Origin of the sequence: Bordetella genomosp. 9 (assembly GCF_002119725.1) — a bacterium.
In the GTDB taxonomy this organism is placed as follows: Bacteria; Pseudomonadota; Gammaproteobacteria; order Burkholderiales; family Burkholderiaceae_B; genus Bordetella_C.
Window position 1 is genome coordinate 2,179,363 of record NZ_CP021109.1, and the last position, 23,577, is coordinate 2,202,939.

Consider the following 23,577-nt stretch of genomic DNA (forward strand, 5'->3'; position numbering starts at 1 on the left):
CGGGCCCAGGCGTCGCGGGGCCAGAACGAGGGGGCGGGCCCCGGAGTCGCGTGGCCCGGGGGCCGGCCGCGCTCAGCCTTTCACGCGGACGATTTTCTGTACTTGCGGCACGTGGCGGATCGCGCGGATCACCTGCGCCAGATGCTTGCGGCTGTCCACTTGCACCGTCACATGCAGCGCGACGGTGGATGCGGCGTCGTCGTGCATCGACACATGGACGATATTGGCGTCGGTGGCGGTGATTTCCGCCGCCAGGCGCCCCAGCACCCCGCGTTCGTTGCGCGTGACGATGTCCAGCCGGGTCGACAGGTGCTTGGCGGTCTGCGTGTCCCAGGCGACATTGATCCAGCGTTCGGGTTCGCGGGTGCGTTGCCGCAGCGCCACCGGGCAATCCGCCGTATGCACGACCAGACCGTGGCCCAGCCGCATGCCGGCAATGATCGGGTCGCCGGGTAGCGGCCCGCAGCAGGGGGCTAGCTGCACGGCCTGGCCTTCATTGCCCTGGATCAGGATGGGCGCGCTGCGCGCCGCGGTAATTTCGTCGACGTCGGCCGCGGTGGTGGCGATGAGCTCATGCTCCGGCGCGAAGCGCCGCGCGACCACTGCCGCCAGGCGCTTGCCCAGCCCGATGTCGGCCAGGATCTCGTCGCGCGAGCTGGCGCCCGAACTGCGCGCCAGTTTCTCCCATGCCGGATCGTCGGCCGGCGGCAGCGAAAGATGCAGTTCCTGCAGGGCCTGGGTGAGCAGCCGTTCTCCGAAAGCGACGGATTCCGCGTATTTGACCGTGCGCAGGTAATGGCGGATCTCGGAGCGGGCTCGCCCCGTCCGCACATAGTTGAGCCACTGCGCGTTGGGCCGTGAAGCCGGCGAGGTGATGATTTCCACCGTATCGCCGCTGGACAGCTCGGTGCGCAGCGGGATGAACTCGTTGTTGACCTTGGCCGCCACCGCATGATTGCCGATGTCCGTATGGATGGCGTAGGCGAAATCGACCGGAGTGGCGCCGCGCGGCAGCGAGATGATTTTGCCGTGCGGGGTGAACACGTAGACCGCATCGGGGAACAGGTCCACCTTGACGTGTTCCAGGAATTCGCTGGAGTCGCCGGTCTGGCTCTGAATGTCCAGCAGCGATTGCAGCCACTGGTGCGTGCGCTTCTGCAGGTCGTTCAGCGACACGTCGGCGCTCTTGTACAGCCAGTGCGACGCCACGCCTTCTTCCGCCACATGGTGCATGTCCCGCGTGCGGAACTGGAACTCCACGGGTGTGCCGTAGGGCCCTACCAGCGTCGTATGCAGCGACTGGTAGCCGTTCACCTTCGGAATGGCGATGTAGTCCTTGAACTTGCCCGGCACGGGCCGGTAGAGCTGATGCAGCGTGCCCAGGGCAAGATAGCATTCCGGCAAAGTATGGACGATGACCCGGAATCCGTAGATGTCGAGCACTTCCGAGAAGGATTTCTTCTGGTCGACCATCTTGCGGTAAATGCCGTACAGCGTTTTCTCCCGGCCGCTCACTTCCGCTTCGATACCGGCGGCCGGCAGCGCGGCACGCACCGCGTCTTCGATCTTTGTAATGACTTCCCGCCGGTTGCCGCGCGCCGCAAGCACCGCCTTGTACAGCACCTGGTAGCGGTTCGGATACATGGCCGCGAAGCAGAGATCCTGCAGTTCGCGGAACAGGACGTTCAAACCGAGACGGTGCGCGATGGGCGCGTAGATTTCCAGGGTCTCGCGGGCGACGCGCCGCCGCTTTTCCGGCGTGACGGCGTCCAGCGTGCGCATGTTGTGGACGCGGTCGGCCAGCTTGATCAGGATGACGCGCACGTCGCGCGCCATTGCCAGCAGCATCTTTCGGAAGCTTTCGGCCTGCTGCTCCGCCTTGGTGGCGAAGTCCAGACGGTCCAGCTTGGACAGGCCGTCCACCAGCTCCGCGACTTCGGGACTGAAGCGTTCGGCCAGTTCGTGCTTGGTGACGCCCTGGTCCTCCATCACGTCGTGGAGCAGGGCGGCCGACAGGGCGTTGGCGTCGAGCTTCCAGCCGGCGCAGATTTCCGTGACGGCGATCGGGTGGGAGATATAGGGTGCGCCGCTGGCGCGGAACTGGCCCAGGTGCGCCTGGTCGGCGAAACGATAAGCTTCGCGGACCCGTTCGACGTCCTTCGGGTCCAGATACTTGCTGATGATCTCAGTGAGCGGGGCGAGCGACGCGATTGGGGTGGAAGCGGGCGCTTCCGCGGCCTGCTGGACGGCCGCCGCGATGGGAGAGGGCGCTGTCTTGCTGCGTTTTTTCGCTGGCCGCCTGCCCAGGCGGGAGCCGGCCCGCAGCGCGGCCAGCAAACCCGAGGAGGCGTATTTGAGTGCGGGGAAGGCCATGCGCGACACCGCCCGGCCGGGATCAGGTCGGTACTTTACGCAGCATCTCGGAGCCGGTCAGACCGGCGGCGATCTCGCGCAATGCGGTCACCGTGGGCTTGTCCTTGCTATCGAGCCGGGGGGCATGGCCCTGGGCCAGTTCCCGGGCGCGATAGGTGGCGGCCAAAGTCAGCGTGAAGCGGTTGGGAATGTTGTTCAGACAATCTTCAACGGTAATTCGGGCCATAGTGGACTCAGATGATGACGACGGTGGAAGGAAAACAGACCGGGTTGCGCCCTGTGCTCAGTGGGGCGCCGAGATACCCAATTGGGAGAACAGCTGGGCGTGGCGGACGGCTTGAGAGGAAAAACGCAACCGGGCTGCATTGACGATTTGCGTAAGTTCGTCCAATGCGACGCTAAATTCTTGATTAATAATAACATATTCGCACTCTGGCGCGTGCGCGATCTCGCCGCCCGCAGCCAGCAGCCGGCGCGCGATCACCGACTCGGGATCCTGGCCGCGCGCCCGCAGCCGGCTTTCCAGTTCGTCGATGGACGGCGGCAGGATGAAGATGCCGATCGCGCCGGGAAAGCGCTGGCGGACCTGGCGCGCGCCCTGCCAGTCGATCTCCAGCAGCACGTCATGGCCTTCCCGGGTCGCCTGGGCGATGCCGTCGACCGGGGTCCCGTAGTAATTGCCGTGCACCTCCGCCCATTCCAGCAGGGCGTCCTGCTCCCGCAGGCGCTCGAATTCCGCCACGCTGACGAAGCGGTAGTCCCGGCCGTCCACTTCGCCTGGCCGGGGCGGGCGGGTGGTGCACGAAATGGAAAGCCGTATGGCGGCATCACGCTGCAAAAGGGCGCGCACCAGGCTGGATTTGCCGGCGCCGCTGGGCGCGACAACCATAAAGACGTTTCCCGGCGAGGCGGGACTTCCGGCGGAAGCAGGCATGGGGGTCGATGAAACGTTGTCTAGACAAAAGGCGCCGCGATGGCGGCGGCTTCTTGAGCCGACTCGGACCAGAAGCGAAACTTGTACAAGACAGGAAGGATAACAAAATACCGCCATGTGCCGATCTTGGGAGTAGCATGCGCGGTACTTTTTCAAGGAGACAGGCATGAACCAGATCGGCAGGCGAGGCGACGGCAAGGTGGCGGTGGTGACCGGCGCGGGCAGCGGTATCGGGCGCGCGGTGGCGTTGCAGCTGCTGGCGGAAGGGTATCGTGTCGTGCTGGCCGGCCGCCGCGCCGATGCGCTGGAGGAAACCCGCACGGCCGCGGGCGACGATGCGGTCCGTGCGATGGCGGTGCCTACGGACGTGTGCAGCGAGAATTCCGTGCGGGCGCTCTTCGACGAGACGCAGCGCGCCTACGGACGGCTCGACGTCCTGTTCAATAACGCCGGCCGGGGCGCGCCCGCGGTGCCCATCGAGGAACTGCCCGTGGACGTCTGGCGCAGTGTCGTGGATACGAACCTGACCGGCATGTTCCTATGCGCGCAGGCCGCCATCCGCATCATGAAGGATCAGCAACCCAGGGGCGGACGGATCATCAACAATGGCTCGATTTCCGCCCATGCGCCGCGCCCGTATTCCATCGCCTACACGGCAACCAAGCATGCCGTCACAGGCCTGACGAAGTCGATCTCGCTGGATTGCCGGGAGTACGACATCGCTTGCGGACAGATCGATATCGGCAACGCCGCCACGCCCATGACCGAACGCATGGTTGCCGGTGTGCTGCAGCCCGACCATACGGTGCGTCCCGAGCCGCGCATGGACGTGGCTCACGTGGCGGAAGCCGTCGCCGCGATGGCGGCGCTGCCGTTGGACGCCAACGTGCAGTTCATGACCATCATGGCCACGAAGATGCCGTTCCTGGGCCGCGGCTGAGCGGCCGTGCCCGCCGGGAGCGGGCTTCAGCGGTCGTTCGAAGCGACGGCGATGCCGGTATCGCGGCCCGGGCCGATATATCGCCGCGCGCCATTGAAGCGCTTGGCCCAATAGGCGCTGTCGAGCGTATCGATGCGCACGCGCTCGCCGCGCGTGGGCGCGTGGATGAATTCGTTGTTGCCGATGTAGATGCCTACATGCGACGTCTGGTTGCGGCGGTGGATGCCGAAGAACACCAAGTCGCCCGGCTGCAGCTGGCTTGCCTTGACGGGCTTGCCTTCCCCGCGTTGTTCCCGGGCGCGGCGGGGCAGGTCCAGCCCGGCGACTTCCTTGTAGATGAAGCTGACCAGCCCGCTGCAGTCGAACCCCGTGTCGGGGTCGTCGCCGCCCCAGCGGTAACGCGTGCCCAGCGCGTCCAGCCCGGCCGCCACCACGCGTTCGCGCAAGGTGGGGACGGTGGGCAGATCGGTGGGGGAAAGGCCGTTCAGGGAGCCGACCGCGTCGGAGGAAACCATCGCACCGGCGGTGCCGGGCGCGGCGGTCAGGGCAAGGGTGAGGAGGGCGGTCGATAGGAAAAAGCGAGGAGAAAGGCTGCGTCTCGTCGGCGGCGTCATAACTTCACTTCGAATGCGGAGTGGAATGGCGCGGCTTCAACTGGGTTCAAGCCGGCGGGCGTTTAATTCGGATCGGCAGGATTATATACCCGAAATATTTCTTACATCTTTGGGGATCCCGCCGGCATCCTTCGTCATCTTGCGTTCAATTTGCAATCCTGTATAGAGAGCGGCCCTCGTAGGGGGCGCCCGGCGGCGCTGGCCATGATGCCGTCGAACGGGTGGCCAGGGTTGCCACCGGGCGGTTCCGGCGCGCCGGAAGAGACGGCGCGCAGGGCCGGGCCACGGGTCAGAAATTGGCGCGGACGCCCACCATCACCGCGCGGCCGCCTTCGGGCGCGACGTCGCGCAGGATGGAGGTCGCGTAGCGAATCTCCTGGTTGGTCAGGTTGATGCCGCGCACATAGGCCTGCCACCGGGTGCTATCCAGGCGGAAGGCATAGGTCAGATCCGCATCCAGCCTGTAGTACCCGGCGGTGCTGTCGTCATTCTCCGGATGACGATGTTGGGAGAAAGCCTTGGTGAAGGACACGCCCGCGCCCCAGGGGCCCTTCGCATAGGCCAGGCCGATGCCAAGCCGCAGGGGCGGTATGCGCGGCAGCGGTTCTCCCGTGCCGCGGTTGCGCGCGTAGGTGTAGTCGCCCGAAAGCAGGAGATCCAGCTTATTGCCGCCACGTTCCAGGACCCGGAAGCTGCCGTCCGCTTCGAAGCCATAAAACTCCGCGGGTACGGCGCGGTAGACGGCCTGCGACAAGGCATCGTCCGTGCCGCTGTCCACGATTTCGCCGCTGTCGTCGGTGAAAAGGCCGGTGTTCATTTCGGTGATGTAGTTGCGGAAACGGCTGTAGAAGACGCCGAAGCTGCCGTGGTTGTCGCCATCCTTGAAGCGCAGGCCCAGATCGCCGGAGAACGCGCGCTCTTTCGATAGAGACGGGTCGCCGATCAGGAACTGGCCCGTCGCTTCGTGCGGACCGTTCGCGTACAGTTCGTAGAAGGTCGGGGCCCGCTCGGTGTAGGAGAGGTTGGCCGCCACGGACCAGACGCCGTCGAGCCTGTACAGCGAACCCAGGGCCAGGCTGCCGGCGGTGAAGTCGCGTTTCCTGGCGTCGGCGAACTTCGTGTCGCCGTGCGCGGAAGGCGCGAGCCGACTGTACTCCAGCCGCCCGCCGGCGGTCAACGTCAGCCGGTCGGTGACTTCCCACTGCTCCAGGTCGAACAGCGCGAAGGAGTCCGTCTCCGTGGTAGGGACCAGCGTCTCGTCGCCAAGGGCGGAAAACCGGGTTTGGCTGACCTGCAGGCCCGAGGTGCCCCGCAATGGGCCGATGTCGCGGTGCGTCGCTTCGACCCGTGCTTCGTAGCCGTGGTTCTTGAACGTGGTGCCGGTTACGCCCTCATCGACCTCGCGGTGCCGGTAGTCGGTGTAGGCGAAGTCGAACTTCAGGCTTTTGAACGCGCCGTCCAGGTTGTCGATCCTGCCGGCCGCGCCGAAGCGCTCCTGCCGCATCTTCAGGCGGACGCTGTCTTCCGCCACCGAGCCGTAGTCCGAGTCGTAGCCGCTGTAGGAAAGGCCCGCATAACCGTCGGCCCCCGTCCAGGCCATGCCGACGCCGCCTCCGCGCACGGAGCCGTCGCTGTTGGGCAAGCGATCGCGCGGCTGATCCATGTCGGCAGGATCCTGGGCGCGCAGCCCCGAAGCGCGCGCATAACCCGGGATGCGCAGTGTGTCGGTAAAGCGCGCATAGCCGTCCGCGCGGATGGCGAACCTGCCGTCGCCGCCCTCCACCCGCAAGGCCCCGGACCGGCTGTTGTTTGCGCCGCCCCAGTCGCCCTGCATGCTGCCATGGATGCCATTGATCGGCTCTTCGGGGATGCGGTCGTCGATGACGTTGACCACGCCCCCCACCGCATTGCCGCCGTAGAGCAGGGCCGCCGGGCCGCGCACGATCTCGATGCGGTCGGCGGCCATGGGGTCGAGCGGAAGCCCGTGGTCGAAAGACAGCGAGGACGCATCGACCGAGCCGAGGCCGTTGTTCATGATGCGGATGCGGTCGCCGTCCATGCCGCGAATGATCGGCCGTCCCACCATGGGACCGTAGGTCGTCGTGGAAATACCGGGCAGCCCGTTCAGGGTCTGTCCGAGGGTGTCCGCCCGCCGCAGGTCAAGGGCGGTTCCCTGCAGGACCGTGGTGGGCGATGCAAGCTCGGTGCTGCCCAGGGGATTGGCCGTGGTAATGACCGTGGGAAGGGTCACGGCGCGGGCAGCGGCGGCCGGTTCGTCGGCTGCATCCGGGGCCGCCTGGGACTGGACGGGCGCCGCAAAGGCGGCGCTCAGCCCGAGCGCGATGGAGGACAGGCGTGCAAAGGCGGTAGAGCGTGGTGCGCGCGATGGGGGCGCGAAAAGAGAAGAGGCTGGCATGGATGAGGTGAATATCGTCGTCTGCCGTCCGCGGAAGCGGCAGCGGCAAGAATTGGGGAATGCACGAGGAAGCACGCAGATTCCGCACGGCGCAGCGCGGCGCGGCAACGCCGGGGCAAGCGCCGGCGTCATGCATGCACCGCGTCATGCACGCACGGCGTCATGTGCGGAAATCGCGGGCGCGGCGTTGCGCCGGGACGCAAGCCCGGCCCGCGTCAGTGCGGTCAGCCGCTGAAAGCAGCGTGCGCGGCAGGCGGGGCGCGCGGCAGGATCCACGGAACGTCCGTGTCCGATCGCCATCCGGCATGCGCGACGCGCAGGGGTGCGGCATCGGGTCCGGCGTCGCCCGGGATGAAGACGTGGGGGAGGGCGTGGTCCAGGAACTGCCATTCGTCGCACAGATGGCAGTGATCTGCCGCGGTGTGCTGCAGCCCGCCGGTCTGGTTATCGGCAGGCGCATCCGCGTGCGTTCGCTGGGGGCCGCCAAGGGCCGGCCCCAGGTGCGACATGGCGTGCAGCGTCGCGCCGGCCGGCGCCAGCGCGGCGACCAGGCAAAGCCATATCAATGCGGCAAGGCGCGCCGCGCGCCGCAAAGTGCGGCTACCGGAAGCGCGATGGATACGCGGCAAGGAATTCCCCTTCTGGCCCGGGACGGCCTTCCGTTACGTCGGGCCTGCTCATTTTTGTAATGATATATTATTCTAAATCGGAGTTGGTACGGGATATTGGCCAAGGGGCTGCGCGGTACCGGCGCGTTGCTATGATGCGCCCCGTTTCTACGTCGCCCGCACGTTCGCCGCCATGATCGTAGTTTTCGCAACAACGCGTGCTACGACCGCTATTGGGAAGGCCGCAAACTATGGGGCGTGATCGGCGCGTGCGCCCGCGACCTGACCCGATATGTGGTGACGATGCCGGCGCTCGGCGCCGGCGATCCCGATCCTGAAGCGCGCCGCGTCGTGAACCTGCTGTTGGGCTTCGTCCATGCCCTGAAGCACCAGCTGCGCGGCTCCGATCCGGCCGCCGCGCTGCGCGCCCTTTTGGGCGAGCCTGACGCGCGGGAAGCGCTGCGGCACGCCTACCGGCCGCATTTCTTTTTGGTGCAGGTGCAGCGGCAACTCGCCGAGTGGCGCCATCGCGGCCGTATCGGTGAAGTGGCCGCCGTCGCCGCCCTTGAGCACCTTGATACGTTGAACCGGTCGGCCGGCGCCTGCGAGCGGATACGGACGACGCCCGTGCCCTATCCGTACGAGGTGCTGCTGCACCGGACGACTTACTTCTACTGCGCGCTGCTGCCCTTCGGCCTGGTCGAAAGCGTCGGATGGGCGACGCCCATCGTGGCGGTGTTCATCGCGTATGCTTTTCTGGCCTTGCACATCATTGCGGGCGAATTGGAGGATCCTTTCGGCTGCGACGCCAACGATCTGCCGCTGGATGCGCTGACCGTCCATATCGAGCGGTCTGTCCTTGAAACGGCCGGGGCAACCGACCTGCCTCCCGTGCCGGTGCCCGATGCCCGCTATCGGCTGGACTAACGCCTGAACCACAGCGCCGACAGGATGGACGCCGCCGCGATCAGGACGGCGGCCAGCGCCGCCAGCAGCCCGCCGATTTCGGTATTGCGGCGCTCCAGGGAAAAGCGCGTACTCAGGTTGCGGTAGACCTGGCTCAGATCGCCGGCGGAACCGGCCTGGAAGTACTCGCCTCCAGTCAGCTTGGCGACTGCGCGCAGCGTGGTCTCGTCGAGCTGCATGAAATACGACCAGCCTTCCTCTCCGGGCGGCACGCCGCCTTGGCGTGTACCAAAGCCCACCGTGTAGATGCGCACGCCTCGCTTGGCCGCCATTCGCGCGACGTCCAGCGGATCCGGCCCCGTCGTCCTGCGTCCATCGCTGAGCAGAATGATTGCGCCGTTGCGATAAGAGCCTGGCTGCACGGATGGCCGTTCCTGTTCGCGTTTGCGCGCCGCATCGGCTTGCCCGGCGTTGCCAAGCGCGGCGGCGGGCGCTCCGAAGCGCGACGAGGGGTCGTTGAGCAGCAGCGCCTCCAGGTCGGCGCGGTCTTCGGGGAACAGCGTGCCGAGCGCCACGATAAGACCGCTTCCCGTCGCGGTCCCGCGTTGCAGTTCGAAGCGGTCGATCGCGTCCAGCGTGTCCTGGCGGTTGTCGGTGGGCGGCTGCACCACGGCGGCAGAGGCGGCGAAGGCGACGATGCCGAGCCGCACGCTGGGAGGCAAGTCGGCGACGAAATTGCGCGCCGCCTGTTGCGCCGCGCTCAGGCGCGTGGGTGGCACGTCGGCGGCTTCCATGCTGCGCGATACATCCATCGCAAGGATGACGGTCAGCGTGTCGGCGGGCAGGGTCACCGTCGCGCTGGGACGCGCGCAGGCCAGCAGCGCGGCGGCCAGGCCGAGCAGGAAGAGGGCGGGCGGGACATGGCGACGCAACCGCTGCCTGGGACCCAGCGCGCTGCGGGCAAGCGCAAGGCTGGGATAGCGGACGGCGTTCTTTTTGCGCCGGACCAGCAGATAAATGTAGGCCCCGGCCAGAAGCGGCAGCGCAAGCAGCAGCCAGAGCATTTCCGGCCAGAGAAACCGCATACCGTTCTCCTTGGCGCGTCGATGCGACGATGGTACTGTACTCCCACGGCGAGACGGGACTCCGGTGGCAACCATGAAACGAGTTGCGATCTACGGATGGGCGGCGACGGCGCTTGCGCTGGTCTTCGCCGCAGGCTTGGCGTCCGCCTGGCTCATGCAGCCGAAGCTGCGCGTCCTGACGCAGGACGACATCGACCAAGCCGTACTCCATACCCTGCAAACCCAAAGCCTGCCGTCCCGCGCGGCGCGTGTCGCGGATGCCGTGCATGCCTCCGTGGTGGAGATTCGCGGCTACCCGGACGACGACAGGCCGGACGCGTCGCGTACGCCGCGTCCTTCCGATCCGAAAGCCGGCCCGGACAGCGCGCCGAAGCCTGACGATCCTTCCGGCCAGACCCGCCCGGACGGCGTTGCGCCTGACCGCCAGGCCGATGCGAAGCCGCCGGATGGCAGCCAGCCTGATGCCAGAACGCCGACTCCGGGACAGCCGGACGCCACGCCCAAGGGCAATGGGCCGGGCAATCCGCCTGACGGCAAGCGGCCCGATGCGCAAATGCCGGGTGCGCCGCAGCCGGACGGCAAAGCGCCGGAAAACCGCCACGTATCGGTCAATATCGGATCGGGCGTCGTCGTCACGGACAAGGGCATCATCCTGACGAACTACCACGTCATCGCCGGCGCGCGCCGTTTGCGCGTGACGTTCTACGACGGGCATGAATCGGAGGCATCGGTGGTCGGCGTGCAGCCGGAGAAAGACCTGGCCGTCATCCGCGCGTTTTCCCTGCCCGACGACCTGCCCGCCGCCACGCTGGGATCGAGCCGCGATCTCGCGCCAGGCGATGAAGTGGTAGCCGTGGGATTTCCGTTTGGCGTCGGCCCCTCGGTATCGGCGGGCGTGGTGTCCGGCCTGGACCGGGAATTCGTGTCTCCCGACAACAAGCAGGACCTGGACCATCTGATCCAGTTCGACGCGGCGGCGAACCCCGGCAACTCCGGCGGTCCGCTGGTCAACATGGATGGCGAAGTGGTCGGCATCGTCACGGCCATCCTGAATCCCACGCAAAGCAAGACCTTCATCGGCATCGGCTTTGCCACCACCATCGAAAGCGCGGGCGGGGCGGTGGGCATCTCACCTTTCTGACGTCATTCCCCTTGCGGGCAGGAGGCGTATGAACGACCAAGCTTTGAGCGCCACGGATAGCGCCAATCTGATGGAACGCCTGCTGTACGAGGTGAAACGGGTCGTCGTGGGGCAGGACCGCTTCCTGGAACGGGTGCTGGTGGCCATTCTGGCGCGCGGACATCTTCTGGTGGAAGGGGTGCCGGGGCTGGCCAAGACCTTGACGGTGAACACGCTCGCCAAGACCATGCGGGGCACCTTCAAGCGGATCCAGTTCACGCCAGATCTGCTGCCGGCGGATCTGGTCGGCACCCGCATGTACAACCAGCGCAGCGGGGAGTTCTCCACGGTGCTGGGGCCGGTGTTCGCCAACCTTCTGCTCGCCGACGAGATCAACCGTGCGCCGGCCAAGGTGCAGAGCGCATTGCTGGAAGTCATGCAGGAAAGACAGGTCACCATCGCCGGCGAGACGCATCCCGTGCCGACGCCGTTCCTTGTGATGGCGACGCAGAATCCGATCGAGACGGAAGGCACGTATCCGCTGCCCGAGGCGCAAGTCGACCGCTTCATGATGAAGGTGCTGGTCGGCTATCCCAGCGAGGAAGAAGAGGTCGTGATCGTGAATCGGGTGACCGGTCCGAAGATCGCCGTCAATCCCGTCGCGATGCCGGAACAGCTCGCCCTGCTGCAGGACGAGTGCCGCAAGGTGTACGTGGATCCGGGGCTGATCCAGTACGCGGTGCGCGTGGTCGCCGCCACGCGAGCGCCGGCGCTGTGCGGCTTGTCGGACCTGGCGCGTTATGTGTCGTTCGGCGCAAGTCCGCGCGCGACCATCGGACTGATCGAAGGCGCGCGGGCGCTGGCCTACCTGCGCGGGCGCGACTATGCCTTGCCCGAAGATCTGATCGACCTGGTGCCCGATGTGTTGCGCCACCGCCTGGTGTTGTCGTACGAAGCGCTGTCCGATGGCATCGACGCGGACCAGCTCATCGGCAAAATCCTGCGCGCCGTGCCCGCGCCCGAACGTCCGCTGGAATCCCATGTTCGCGTGGCGGCGGGATAGGGCGCGCCGAAGCGGCGTCGCAGCCCTCGGCGAAGCGGCGCCGACGCCGGCGGCCGAGCGCGCCCGCGCCGCCCGCGATCGCACCGAAGCGCTGGTGCGCCGCCTCGAGTGGACGGTGATCCGCCGCCTGGATGGTCTGCTGCAAGGCGACTACCGCACGCTGTTCCGCGGCTTCGGACTGGACTTCGCCGACCTGCGCGAGTACCGGCCCGGCGACGACGTGAGATATATGGACTGGAACGTAACCGCGCGGCTGCAGACGCCCTATGTGCGCGAATTCCAGGAAGACCGCGAGATGTCCGCCTGGTTCCTGCTGGATCTGAGCGCGTCCGTGGACTTCGGCTCCGGCGGCGTAACCAAGCGCGAATTGTTGAACGACTTCACAGCGGTGATGGCGCGCCTGCTTACCGGTCACGGCAATCGCGTTGGCGCCATGCTTTACACCGGCGCGGACGAAGCCTTCGCGACGGTGGTGCCCGCGCGCGCCGGACGCCGCCATATGCTGCATCTGCTTGAACGTGCGAACGCCGTATCGGCCGCCCCGCGCGGCGAAACGCGCCTGCGGCAACTGCTGGACCTTGCGCGGGTGTCGGTGGGGCGGCGTTCCGCCATGTTCGTGGTTTCCGATTTCATCAGCGCGCCCGGATGGGAGACCTCGCTCGGGATGCTCGGCAGGCGTCACGAAGTCGTGGCCGTACGCCTCGCCGATCCTCTGGAAATCGCCTTGCCCGATCTGGGGCTGGTCGTATTGCAGGACGCCGAAACCGGCGAGCAGATGTTCGTCGATACGCACGACGCTTCATTCCGCCAGCGTTTCGCCGAGGCTGCGCAGGCGCGGGAAGCCGGACTGCGGCACGCCCTGCAAGGCGCCGGCGTAACATGCCTGGAGCTGCGCACCGATCAGCGGCTGGATCTGGCGCTGCTGGCCTTTGCGCGGCGCCGCAGCCACCGGGGTGGCGCCGGCGGAAGGGCGCAGGACCCGACCGCGCGGGCCTTGCCGTCATGAACGGCGTGCCCGCACTCGATTTCCTGTGGCCCAGAATGCTCTGGCTGCTGACGCTCGTGCCGGTGCTGGCGGTGTTTTATGTCTGGCACGACCGGCGGCGCCGGCGCGTGGCGGTGGCGTATCCAACCTTGCAATTGGCGGGCGCGGCCAGCGGCGCGCGCTGGCGCCGCCATGTGGCGCCGGTGCTGATGCTGTTCGCCCTGACCGCTTTGACCGTTGCCATTGCACGGCCGCAGGCCATGATGATGCTGCCGTCGCGGATCCAGACGGTCATGCTGGCCATGGACACGTCCGGCAGCATGCGGGCGGAAGACATCAAACCCAATCGCATCGAGGCCGCGCGGCAGGCAGCCAAAATATTTCTGGACGATCAGCCGGAAACCGTGAGCGTGGGCGTAGTGTCGGTGGCGGGCACGGCGGCCGTGGCGCAGGCCCCGACGCGCCGCAAGGAGGAAGTCATCGCGGCGCTGGACCGTTTGCAGCCGCAGCGTGGCACCGCCTTGGGCAACGGGCTGATCATCGCGCTGGCGACCCTGTTGCCGCAGGCCGGCATCGACGTCGACAAGTTCATGAACGAGGGCGTGGGCCAGTCGCCGGACAAGCGCGCCAGCGCCGGCAAGGCAGGGGCGAACGGATCGCCGGGCCCGGCGCGCGATGCACCGCCCGCGCTGGGCCGTCCCTTGCCTGGTCCGGACGAGGCCGCGCCGGGATCGGAGGCTTCGGTCGCGATCGTGTTGCTGTCCGATGGCCAAAGCAATACCGGACCGGAGGCCATGGAGGCCGCGCGCGTGGCGGCGGCCCACGGCGTGCGTATCTATACGGTGGGAATCGGTACGCCGCAGGGTGTGGTGATTTCCGTCGAAGGCTGGTCGGCGCGGGTCCGGCTGGATGAGACCGTCTTGAAGAAGGTGGCCGACGTCACAGGCGGCGAATACTTTCGTGCGCAGGACGCTCCGGAGCTGAAAAAGGTGTACCGGCAGCTCAGCGCGAAGCTGGCGTTCGACAGGCGCGACCACGTGGAAATCACGGCGCTTTTCGCGGCGCTGGGCGCGCTGCTGGCGGCGTTTGCCGCCATCCTGTCATTGGCTTGGTACGGGCGGGTGCTGTGAGCCGGTCTGCGCCGGAGCTTCCATCACCCCTTGGGGATTCCCGTCGATGATGTCGAGCAGTGCGAATGCCGGTCCTTACTCCAGGTTCTGCGCCTGCTCGCGCATTTGCTCGATCAGCAGCTTCAGGTCCATGGCGGCGCGCGTCACTTCGACGCTGCCGGCCTTGGATCCCAGCGTATTGGCCTCGCGGTTCATCTCCTGGAACAGGAAGTCCAGGCGCTTGCCGGCGCTGCCGCCGCCGCGCTTGGCCGGCTTCGGCGCCGCATCGCCGTCGCTCAGGATGTGGGTCAGTTCGGCCAGATGCGAGCGTAGCCGCGACAGTTCTTCGGCGACGTCGATGCGCAGCGCGAACAGATTTGCTTCCTGAGCCAGGCGTTCGGTGAGTTCGGGGCCGGAGATGTGGCTGAAGCCGCCGGGGAAGGCCGCCTCGACGGTCTCCCGCAGCTTGGCGGCCAGCTTCTCGCGATGATCGGCCAGAAGCTGCGGCAGCAACTGTTCGACATCCGTCACGATCTTCCCGATACTGACCGCGCACTCGCGCATCATTGCGGCCAGCCGTTCGCCTTCGCGCACGCGCGCCTCCTGCAATTGCGTCAGGGCCTCCTGAGCGGCCTGCATGCCGGCCGCTCCCCAGGCTTGCGGATCGAGCGCGTCGTTATTGCGCTGGCCGGGCCAATTGAAGAGTTCGACCAGCCGGGGCGATTCGGTTTCCGGCAGGATCCTGCGGGCGGTTTCGAGCTGCTCGGCCAGCATTTGCAGCCATTGCGTGTCCAGCCGATCCAGGCCGGCGGCGGCGTTGCGCGTGTAGGTGACGCGCACTTCGATCTTGCCGCGGCCAAGGTTGGCGGTGAGCAGTTCGCGCAACGGCGATTCCAGGTGCCGCAGATCGTCGGGCAACCGGAAATACAGGTCCAGGAAACGGCTGTTGACGCTGCGCAGTTCGAGCGTCAGCGATCCTTGTTCCAAATCGGCGCGGGCGCTGCCGAATGCCGTCATGCTTCGTATCATCGTGATGGTCCTGAAAAAAGGCGCCCCGCAGGCGCGCATCGACGCAGAATAACCGAAGGACCCGTGCGGCGCGACGCCGCACCGGCTCGCGCATTGGCTGCCGGGCGGGCAGCCGCATTGCCCCCGCGCTCGTTGGTATCGACGCCCAGCGTTCGGCAGTGCTTGAAATTCGGCATGCCGTTCGCGCCGGCCGAAGGTTCATGCGCATGCGGCCCGTACAATCCGCCGACGAGCCCAACAGGAGAGTCCCGTGAATGCTTCCCCCTCCCAGTCCGCCCGGCCTTCCGGCCGTGCGCCCGATGAATTGCGTCCGTTGTCCCTGACGCGCGGCTTTACGCGCTATGCGGAAGGTTCGGTACTGATCAAGGCCGGCAATACCCATGTGCTGTGCACGGCCAGCGTGCTGGACAAGGTGCCGCCGTTCCTGAAGGGGCAGGGACAGGGCTGGGTGACCGCGGAATACGGCATGCTGCCGCGCGCCACGCATACGCGCGGCGACCGCGAGGCGGCCCGGGGCAAGCAGTCCGGCCGCACGCAGGAAATCCAGCGCCTGATCGGCCGCAGCCTGCGCGCGGTCATCGACATGACGGCGCTGGGCGAACGCACCTTGCATATCGACTGCGACGTGCTGCAGGCCGACGGCGGCACGCGCTGCGCCAGTATCACGGGCGCGTGGGTCGCCATGGCCGACGCCATCGCGTTGCTGATGAAGCGCGGCGACCTGGCGGCCAATCCCCTGCGCGATCACGTTGCCGCCGTATCGGTCGGCATGGTGGGCGGACGCCCCGTGCTGGATCTGGATTACGAGGAAGATTCCGGCTGCGACGCCGACGTGAACGTCGTCATGACCGGATCGAACGCCTTCGTCGAGGTGCAGGGCACCGCGGAAGGCGTCACGTTCAGCCGCGCCGAACTCGACGCCATGCTGGCGCTGGCCGAAAGCGGCATCGCGCGTCTGGTGCAGGCGCAGAAGGACGCTCTGGCGGCAAGCTGATTCCCGCCGGGCCGGACTCATCGGTCCGCGCCCGGGGGATGTCACGAAAAAGCCAAGTTTTCGCAACATAATCCCTGCCGCATGCAAGGCGCGTCGAAGCGCACATAGGGATGTGATGCGGAATAGATTCAGTGTAAGTGCGGCCCTGTCCATCGTGCTGGCGGTGTTCGTCGTCCTGTTCGCGGGCGCCGGCGCGGCGGCGATCAAGCTGCTGCGCGACAACCAGGAATGGATCGAGCAGTTGGGGCGCGACAACATCGAGCGGGCCAGCGAGCTCGGCAATGTCAGCAGCGCGGTGTTCCAGGCGCGCGCGGCCCTGGTCGATGCGAAAACCTATATGGAGGGCGGGCGCATCCCGGACCGCGACCAGATGCTCACGGTGGTGGACCGGTTCCTGGCCGATGCGGAAAAAGGCGCCGCCCGCCTGCGCGCCATGCCTTATGCCGATGGCGCCGGCAGGCCGCTGTACGACGCGGTCATGGCGGCCTACGGGAAACTGGTGGGCGATACCCTCATTCCCATGCGCAAGGCCATCCAGGGATGGAACGGCGTCGAAGTGAACCGCCTGAGCGATCAGGTGCTGCCCGCGGCCGCCGCGGCCTATGTGAAGGCGGAAGGGGATTTCCAGCGCTATACCCGCGCGCAAGGCTCGGCGGCCATCGCCGAGGTGGCCCATATGCAGGGTGTGGCGGTCTACACGGCGATCGGGCTGGCAGCCTTCGTCCTGTTGCTCGCCGTGGGGATACGGATGGCGCTGCGGCGCGCGTTGCTCGATCCCTTGCGCGATGCGGGCGGGCACTTCGACCGCATCGCCGACGGCGACCTGACGCGTCCCATCGATACGCGCGGCGACAACGAAATCGGTGTGCTGTTTTCCGCGATGAGCCGCATGCAATCCGGCCTGGCCGGCGCCGTGGACGCGGTGCGCACGGCGGTGGACGATATCCATGGCGATATGCGCGCCCTGGCCGCGGGCGGAGTGCAGTTGTCCGACCGCACCGCGGAACAGGCCGGCATGCTGCAGGAGACCGCGGCCGGCATGTCGGCGTTGGCCCAGACCGTTCAGGCCACCTCCGATAACGCGGACGAAGCCCGGGTCCAGGCGCAGTGCGCCGAAGCTTTGGCCGAGGAGGGCGCGCAGGCCGTGGACCGCGTGGTGCGCCGCATGCGGGATATCTCGGACAGCGCGCGCCGCATCGGCGACATCGTCGGCGTGGTCGACGGCATCGCCTTCCAAACCAATCTGCTCGCGTTGAACGCGGCCGTGGAAGCCGCGCGTGCAGGCGCCGCGGGCCGGGGTTTCGCCGTGGTGGCCGGCGAGGTGCGGACGCTCGCGCAGCGCAGCGCCGCCGCGGCGCGCGAGATCCAGGCCTTGATCGCCGATTCGGCGAGTCACGTGCAGGCGGGCGTGCAGGAAGTCGGATCGGCCGGCCAGACCATCGGTGCGATGCGCCAGGCCGTGGCCCGGGTGGCGACACTGGTGGAGGAGATCTCCCACGCCGCGGCCGAACAGGCAGGCGGGATAGGCGCCATGCACGAAGCCATGTCGGGCCTGGACCGCAACACCCAGGAGAACGCCGCCCTGGCGGAGGAAACGGCCGCCGCGGTGGCGTCGCTTGAAGGACGCGCCGAGCGGCTGCGGCAGGCCGTCGCGGTCTTCCGCCTGCGCCGCGACGCCGAGGCCGGCGTGCAAGGCGAAACGCCGGCTACCGCACCGTCAGCCGCTGTTCCCGTCCGGCAGGTAGGGTTCGACGGCGAGCGGAACGTTTCCGTGCTTGACCTGGTGCTTGACGCGGGCGGCCGCCGAGGCAATGTCCTCGGGGCGGATGCGCACGCCTGATACCGGCGCCACGTGCAGGGCGCCGATACTCAGCGTGACGAAGGGAAAGGCGCGCATGACGCCATAGCGGTCCTCGGCTTCGATGCCGCCGCGGGCGCGTCCCGCGTCGTCGTACAGGGCGATGGCATCGCGATTCCAGATCACGTCGAGGTGCCCGCCTTGCTGGCTTGGCTCGGACCTCTCCATGTTGTGATTAAACAACCCTGCCCCTCTTTTTGCCGCGCCGTGGTAACTTCCGCAACGTTCTATTGCTTTATTGCAAATAGAAAGTAATTTGCCGTCCAAAAGTAACGTTTGCTTTCAAAACTTGGGCGCTTGCCGGTCGTTGTAGTGGGTGCCGGGTGCTCCGGCCTATCGCTGCAGCAATCTGTTTCTCAGTAACCAACATCAATGGAGCGACCTGTGTCTCAGTTGTACGCCCGCGCTCGCCGTGGGACCCCCCCTGCGCAAAACAAACGGCCCGGTGCGCGCACTTTCCGCCTCACGCCCTTGCTTACCGCGCTCGTGGGTACCTGGTTTGCATTGCCTGCTCACGCCCTCATCACAGCCGGCGCTGGCGAAAATATTCAGGTGGGCGGTCCCATAGTGACTACGGGGCAGGCCTTGCGCGCTGAGGATGGCGGAGTCATCAACGGGGATGCCACATTGGCGGTGCAAGTTTCGAGCACGGCCATGTATGCCCATGGAGCAATAGCATTGAACGGAGGGGCCATCAACCTGACGGGAGGGGCGGTCGCTACTGACGGGCCGATGGCTTTTGCAATGGACGCGGTAGCCGGCACATTGAACGCGACAGGCACAACCATCACCACATTGGGGAATAACAGCCACGGCGCGTACCTTTCCAGCGGTTCGACCGGCGCGTTTTCCAACGTCGTCGTGGATACGAGCGGCCGATACAGCAATGGGATCGATATATCCAGCGGATCGACCGCGGCGATTGCAAGTTCCGGGATTACTATCCGCGGGCTAGAGTCCTACGGTGTCGTTGCGCAAGGCGCGGGTTCGACAGCCACCATGACGCAAGGCAGCATCATGCAGCTTGGCGAGCGAGGCGTCGTATATGGCGCAGGGGCGGGCGCGATCGCGGGCGGAAGTCTGGCGTTGATTGGAACCACCGTCACGACCTCGAACAATGTGGACGCGGGGCAGGTCTCCGATCCCGGTTCGACGCTCCGTCTGGATGGGGCCGCACTCACGACGCAGGGCGACAATGGCCGGGGCGTTCACGCGTCGTCGGGCGGCGTTGCAACGCTTTCGGCGGCCAGCGTGAAGACTTCTGGCGCCAACGCCTTCGCCCTGTACTCGGAAGGCTCCGGTGGCGGCGTATCCAGTGCGATCAAAGGCGATGCGCTGGTTAGCACTGCCGGAGCCGGTGCAAGCGCACTGGCCGTCTCCAATGGCGGTGCGATCGACCTCACCGGCTCGACCGTGACGGCAGCAGCCGCCGACGCGCACGGCGTGTATGCATTTGGAGGAACCGGCGCTCCGAATGCAGTCACGTTAACCGGCTCTGAATTGCACGCAGGCGGCGATCTCGTACGAGCGGATGGGGCGGCCCTTTCCGTTACGTTGAATGCGATGAACGATACTTCCTCGGGAAGCGGCCTCGTGTTGAATGCGTTGAATGGCGCCAACGTGAATTTGATCGTTGACGCCACTGCCTTGACCGGAGATATAAAGGCGGACAGCGGCAGCACGGCATCCGTAGTCTTGAACCGGGGTTCCGTTCTGACAGGGAGTATTGATCCGGTCTCTCTATCGATAGACGGCACGAGCACCTGGAACGTGACGGCAAACTCGAGTTTGACGTCCCTGAGCAATGCCGGCACCATCGCTTTCCAGGCGCCTACCTCGGCCGGCTACAAAACCATTACGACCAACAACTATGTGGGCTCGGGCGGCACAATCGCCATCCATACCTTTCTTGGCGCTGATGCCTCGCCGACGGACAAGCTGATCATCGATGGAGGGGCAGCCACCGGCGCGACTACGCTGCGCGTCATGCCAACGGGCGGCGGTGGTGCCGCCACCACGGGCGATGGCATTCAGGTGGTCGCTGCGATAAACAATGCGACGACCGCGCCGACGGCATTCGCCCTTGGCAACCGCGTTGCTGCGGGAGCGTACGAATACACTTTGCAGCGCGGTGGCAGTTCAAACGCCGAGAGCTGGTATTTGCGGTCGACATATCAGGCGCCGAGTGTGCCACCGGAAGTTCCTTCCACGCCTCCGACCGAACCTCCGGGCGGTACCCCCTCCACGCCGCCAGCCGACCCGCCCGGTGGTACCCCCTCCACGCCGCCAGCCGAGCCGCCCGGCGGTGCCCCATCCGTGCCGCCAGCCGACCCGCCCGGCGGTGCCCCATCCGTGCCGCCAGCCGACCCGCCCGGCGGTACCCCGTCCGTACCCCCTGCCACGTCGGCACAGCCGGCGGAGCTGCCCAATCTGCGTCCGGAGGTGGCGGTTGACATGGCTGTACCTGCGCTCGCCAGCCGACTGGGGCTCGCCATGCTGGGAACATACTGCGATCGTTATGCCGATGCACGGGACAGCAGCGGGGCAGCCTCCCTCAACTCAGCTTGCATGCCGTTTGCGGCCGACACGGACGCTGGCCGCGGGAAGGCGGTGTGGGCACGCGGATTCTACGAGAACGGATCCACGGGCAGCCGGAACGGAAGCGCCCAGCAGCGTTGGAGCTCCTTCCGCGACGACGGTCCCTCTTACGACTACGACCTATCAGGGGTGCAAGTAGGCGGCGATTTGTACCGCCTGCAACGGGACGACGGCAGTCGCGAAGTAGCCGGTCTTTATCTCGGGGCGGCTCACATTGACGGCAAGGTAGACGCGGTTTACAGCGGTTCCGCCGGCAAGACATCCATGGACGGCTATGCGCTCGGTGCGTACTGGACGCATCATGGCGCGAGTGGTTGGTATGCCGATACTGTGCTACAGGGTGTCCGATTCGAAAGCATCAGAGCAAGGTCGAGTCTGGGACAGACCTTGAAGTCGCAAGGATGGGGCGTAACAGGTTCAGCTGAAGGCGGGAGGGCGTTCCAACTCGGCTCCGGTTGGTCAGCTGAGCCCCAGGCGCAGTTGATCTATCAGTGGATTTCGATTGATGGCGGCAAGGACGATTATGGCCAGGTCGACTTCCGATCTGTGAGCAGTGTGTTTGGCCGAGTGGGGGCACGCTTGGTCAAGTCCGCGCACACGAGTAGTGGCCGGCCCGTGAACGCGTGGCTCCGTGCCAACCTCTGGCACGGCTTCGGTTCCGATGCGAAGACGGTTTTTCGGGCCCCCGACGGAAGCAACGGCGTCGCACTCGAGTCACGCCTTGGGGGCAGTTGGACCCAAGTGGGTCTCGGCGTATCGGCGCAGGTCGCACGCAATGTAAGTGTGTTCGGCAGCGGCGACTACAGTTTCTCGGTGGATAGCGGTCGCGGCCACGCCGTGCAGGGTCTGTTGGGAGTGAAAGTCGTGTGGTAGGACTCCGAGCGGGCCGCAGTCGTCTTCTTTAACTCGCCGGTCCGGGCGGTCTGTTCATGATCAAGGGAAGCTTCAAATGAAAGCTCACCCTCGACAGCATACTGCCCGGCCCAAGCGCTGGCAGCCGTTACCGCACCGTCAGCGGCTGTTCCCGTCCGGCAGGTAGGGTTCGACGACGAGCGGAACGTTTCCGTGCTTGACCTGGTGCTTGACGCGGGCGGCCGCCGAGGCAATGTCCTCGGGGCGGATGCGCACGCCTGATACCGGCGCCACGTGCAGGGCGCCGATACTCAGCGTGACGAAGGGAAAGGCGCGCATGACGCCATAGCGGTCCTCGGCCTCGATGCCGCCGCGGGCGCGTCCCGCGTCGTCGTACAGCGCGATGGCATCGCGGTTGAATTCGGCGATGATGCGTTCTGCGCGTTCGCGCCAATCGGCGCTGCGAAAAAGGATGACGAAGTCGTCGCCGCCAACGTGGCCGACGAAATCCCGTTGCGGATCGCAATGGGCGCGGATCACCGTGGCGCACAACTGGATCATGTCGTCGCCGCGCCAGTAGCCGTAGACGTCGTTGAACGGCTTGAAGTAGTTCAGGTCGCAATAGCAGGTGACGAAATCGATCCCGCCATCGAGCAGGGTGGCGATGTGCTGGCTGATCGGGATGTTGCCGGGCAGGGACGTGAGCGGATTGGCATAGCGGGCGGCCTCGATGCGCATCTCCGTCACCGACCGGACCAGCGCTTCGCCGGTGCCCAGCCCATGGTAGAAGCCGTCGCGCGTAATGATGAAGCCGTCCACCAGGTAGCGTTGATCCTCCGACACCAGGACGTGGCTCAACTGGTCGATGGAGGCGTGCACGTCCACCAGCACGGGCTGGTTGTTCATGAAGGTGGTGCAGGGGTCGCGGCCGAACAGCTCCCGCGAGTAGCGTTGCGCATAGTGCTCGGTGAAGTCGCGCCGGTTGATGATGCCCAGAGGCCGGTTGTCCTCGTCCACCACGGCTACGGCATGCAGGCTTTTGCGCTCGTCGAACAGCCGGTGCACATCGTCGTTGGTGTGGCGTCCGGGCGAAACGGGCGGAGCATCCACCCGCAGCGAGGCCGCGGTGGCCCCCGTCATGCGCGCCGGCGTGCGGGACGGCGCACGCTGGCTGAGCACCTGCCGCACGGCAACCGGCAGTTCGGCGGCCAGGACTTCGCCGGGACGGCCCAGGAACCAGCCCTGGGCATACCGGATCCCCAGGTCGCGCACGACCGCCAGGTCCTCGGCCGTTTCGATCCCTTCGGCGATGGTCGGCGTTCCCAGGCACTGGGCGACCGACAGCACCGCGCGCACCAGCTTCTGCCGGCGCTCGTCATGGGCGATGCCTTGGAAAAAGTAGCGGTCGATCTTGACCAGATCCGGTTGCGCTTCGGACCACAGCTGCAGGCTGGCATGGCCGACACCATAGTCGTCCAGCGCCAGACGCACGCCGTGCGCGCGCAGCGCACCGAAGATTTCGGTCAGAACGCGCAGGTCCGGACAGACGGGATCGTGTTCGGTCAATTCGATGACGATACGGGCGGGCTCGATGTCGGCGCCGTCCAGCAGGCGCATCGGCATCGAGGGGCCCCATTTGGCCCAGAAATGCAGCAGGGCCGACGCGGACATGTTCAGGAAAAGATAGGCGCCCTCGGCCGCAACGCTATCCTGGAAACCGCGCAGTCCGCGCGCCACGCTGGCATGTTCCAGCAGGGGATGGACGCCCCGGCGCCGCGCTTCGCCGAACAACGCATCGGGCATGTGAAGCTGGGTGTCGATCGGGCCGCGGATCAGACTCTCGTAGCCATGAACCCGGCCTTGCGCCAGGTCGACCACGGGCTGAAAAAGGGGAGTCAGACGCCTCGCGCGCAGAATGTCGTCCAACAGCCCGGGCGGGGAGGGAGGCGCGTCCCGGCCGGCGGGCGGGACGGCGAGATGGTCAGACGCGTGCATGACTCGAGCATCGAATGAAGACCCGGTATGGTGAGGGCCGCATATTGCGGAACTGTGTCAATCTGTGACTCGCGCGCGGGCGATACACTAGCGGTTTG

18 protein-coding genes and 1 pseudogene are annotated in these 23,577 nt (G+C 66.5%); 9 read left to right on the forward strand and 10 right to left on the reverse strand.

Annotated features, from left to right (window positions below):
- Positions 1-72: 72 nt before the first annotated feature.
- The 3 genes from CAL13_RS10135 to gmk are packed head-to-tail and all read right to left on the reverse strand — an operon-like array spanning position 73 to position 3,307.
- Positions 73-2,373, reverse strand: a complete 2,301-nt coding sequence (locus CAL13_RS10135; protein WP_086057301.1) for a RelA/SpoT family protein — start codon at positions 2,371-2,373, stop codon at positions 73-75.
- A gap of 22 nt (positions 2,374-2,395) precedes the next feature.
- Positions 2,396-2,599 carry a DNA-directed RNA polymerase subunit omega gene (rpoZ, locus tag CAL13_RS10140; RefSeq protein WP_086057302.1) on the reverse strand — a complete coding sequence of 68 codons (204 nt, stop codon included), beginning with the start codon at positions 2,597-2,599 and terminating at the stop codon, positions 2,396-2,398.
- A gap of 57 nt (positions 2,600-2,656) precedes the next feature.
- A complete protein-coding gene (gmk, locus tag CAL13_RS10145; RefSeq protein ID WP_086057303.1) occupies positions 2,657-3,307 on the reverse strand; it encodes a guanylate kinase in 651 nt (216 codons plus the stop codon).
- 166 nt (positions 3,308-3,473) lie between these two features.
- Between gmk and CAL13_RS10150 the strand changes: the two genes are divergently transcribed.
- A complete protein-coding gene (locus tag CAL13_RS10150) occupies positions 3,474-4,247 on the forward strand; it encodes an SDR family oxidoreductase (protein WP_086072282.1) in 774 nt (257 codons plus the stop codon).
- 26 nt (positions 4,248-4,273) lie between these two features.
- Here CAL13_RS10150 and CAL13_RS10155 read toward each other — a convergent pair whose 3' ends face one another.
- The 3 genes from CAL13_RS10155 to CAL13_RS10170 form a co-directional block, all read right to left on the reverse strand.
- Positions 4,274-4,861, reverse strand: coding sequence for a C40 family peptidase (locus CAL13_RS10155; RefSeq protein WP_086057305.1), 588 nt, complete (start codon positions 4,859-4,861; stop codon positions 4,274-4,276).
- Positions 4,862-5,150: 289 nt separating this feature from the next.
- Positions 5,151-7,277 carry a TonB-dependent receptor gene (locus CAL13_RS10160; protein WP_086072283.1) on the reverse strand — a complete coding sequence of 709 codons (2,127 nt, stop codon included), beginning with the start codon at positions 7,275-7,277 and terminating at the stop codon, positions 5,151-5,153.
- Positions 7,278-7,501: 224 nt separating this feature from the next.
- On the reverse strand, positions 7,502-7,906 hold the full coding sequence (locus tag CAL13_RS10170; RefSeq protein WP_157664840.1) for a hypothetical protein: 405 nt from the start codon (positions 7,904-7,906) through the stop codon (positions 7,502-7,504).
- 237 nt (positions 7,907-8,143) lie between these two features.
- Between CAL13_RS10170 and CAL13_RS10175 the strand changes: the two genes are divergently transcribed.
- On the forward strand, positions 8,144-8,812 hold the full coding sequence (locus CAL13_RS10175) for a bestrophin family protein (protein WP_086072286.1): 669 nt from the start codon (positions 8,144-8,146) through the stop codon (positions 8,810-8,812).
- On the opposite strand, the gene CAL13_RS10180 is transcribed toward CAL13_RS10175, so the two are convergent.
- Positions 8,809-9,876 carry a VWA domain-containing protein gene (locus CAL13_RS10180; RefSeq protein WP_086057309.1) on the reverse strand — a complete coding sequence of 356 codons (1,068 nt, stop codon included), beginning with the start codon at positions 9,874-9,876 and terminating at the stop codon, positions 8,809-8,811. The two genes, CAL13_RS10175 and CAL13_RS10180, sit on opposite strands and share 4 nt — an antisense overlap.
- A gap of 73 nt (positions 9,877-9,949) precedes the next feature.
- On the opposite strand from CAL13_RS10180, the gene CAL13_RS10185 reads away from it, so the two are divergent.
- Genes CAL13_RS10185 through CAL13_RS10200 form a run of 4 tightly spaced genes read left to right on the forward strand, consistent with a single transcriptional unit; the run spans position 9,950 to position 14,174 of the window.
- Positions 9,950-11,017, forward strand: coding sequence for a S1C family serine protease (locus CAL13_RS10185; RefSeq protein WP_086072287.1), 1,068 nt, complete (start codon positions 9,950-9,952; stop codon positions 11,015-11,017).
- 28 nt (positions 11,018-11,045) lie between these two features.
- Complete coding sequence (locus CAL13_RS10190; RefSeq protein WP_086057310.1) at positions 11,046-12,059, forward strand: AAA family ATPase; 1,014 nt, start codon at positions 11,046-11,048, stop codon at positions 12,057-12,059.
- Entirely contained in the window at positions 12,037-13,065 is a 1,029-nt protein-coding gene (locus CAL13_RS10195) for a DUF58 domain-containing protein (protein ID WP_086072288.1), read from the forward strand. Before CAL13_RS10190 ends, CAL13_RS10195 begins: the two co-directional genes overlap by 23 nt.
- Positions 13,062-14,174, forward strand: a complete 1,113-nt coding sequence (locus CAL13_RS10200) for a VWA domain-containing protein (protein WP_086072289.1) — start codon at positions 13,062-13,064, stop codon at positions 14,172-14,174. The genes CAL13_RS10195 and CAL13_RS10200 overlap by 4 nt, the downstream gene beginning before the upstream one ends.
- 75 nt (positions 14,175-14,249) lie before the next feature.
- Here the strand turns inward: CAL13_RS10200 and CAL13_RS10205 are convergent, their stop codons facing one another.
- Complete coding sequence (locus CAL13_RS10205) at positions 14,250-15,182, reverse strand: YicC/YloC family endoribonuclease (protein WP_086073592.1); 933 nt, start codon at positions 15,180-15,182, stop codon at positions 14,250-14,252.
- A gap of 250 nt (positions 15,183-15,432) precedes the next feature.
- On the opposite strand from CAL13_RS10205, the gene rph reads away from it, so the two are divergent.
- Together rph and CAL13_RS10215 are read left to right on the forward strand one after the other, a co-directional pair.
- Positions 15,433-16,176 carry a ribonuclease PH gene (gene rph / locus CAL13_RS10210; protein WP_086057313.1) on the forward strand — a complete coding sequence of 248 codons (744 nt, stop codon included), beginning with the start codon at positions 15,433-15,435 and terminating at the stop codon, positions 16,174-16,176.
- A 115-nt stretch (positions 16,177-16,291) separates the two neighbouring features.
- A complete protein-coding gene (locus tag CAL13_RS10215) occupies positions 16,292-18,016 on the forward strand; it encodes a methyl-accepting chemotaxis protein (protein WP_086072290.1) in 1,725 nt (574 codons plus the stop codon).
- On the opposite strand, the pseudogene CAL13_RS10220 reads toward CAL13_RS10215, so the two are convergent.
- Positions 17,918-18,154, reverse strand: a pseudogene (locus CAL13_RS10220) (EAL domain-containing protein); the annotation flags it as partial. The gene CAL13_RS10215 and the pseudogene CAL13_RS10220 sit on opposite strands and share 99 nt — an antisense overlap.
- 351 nt (positions 18,155-18,505) lie before the next feature.
- Here CAL13_RS10220 and CAL13_RS10225 point away from each other — a divergent pair.
- A complete protein-coding gene (locus CAL13_RS10225; RefSeq protein WP_157664841.1) occupies positions 18,506-21,505 on the forward strand; it encodes an autotransporter family protein in 3,000 nt (999 codons plus the stop codon).
- A gap of 138 nt (positions 21,506-21,643) precedes the next feature.
- On the opposite strand, the gene CAL13_RS10230 is transcribed toward CAL13_RS10225, so the two are convergent.
- Positions 21,644-23,479, reverse strand: a complete 1,836-nt coding sequence (locus tag CAL13_RS10230; RefSeq protein WP_086072292.1) for an EAL domain-containing protein — start codon at positions 23,477-23,479, stop codon at positions 21,644-21,646.
- Positions 23,480-23,577 lie beyond the last annotated feature (98 nt).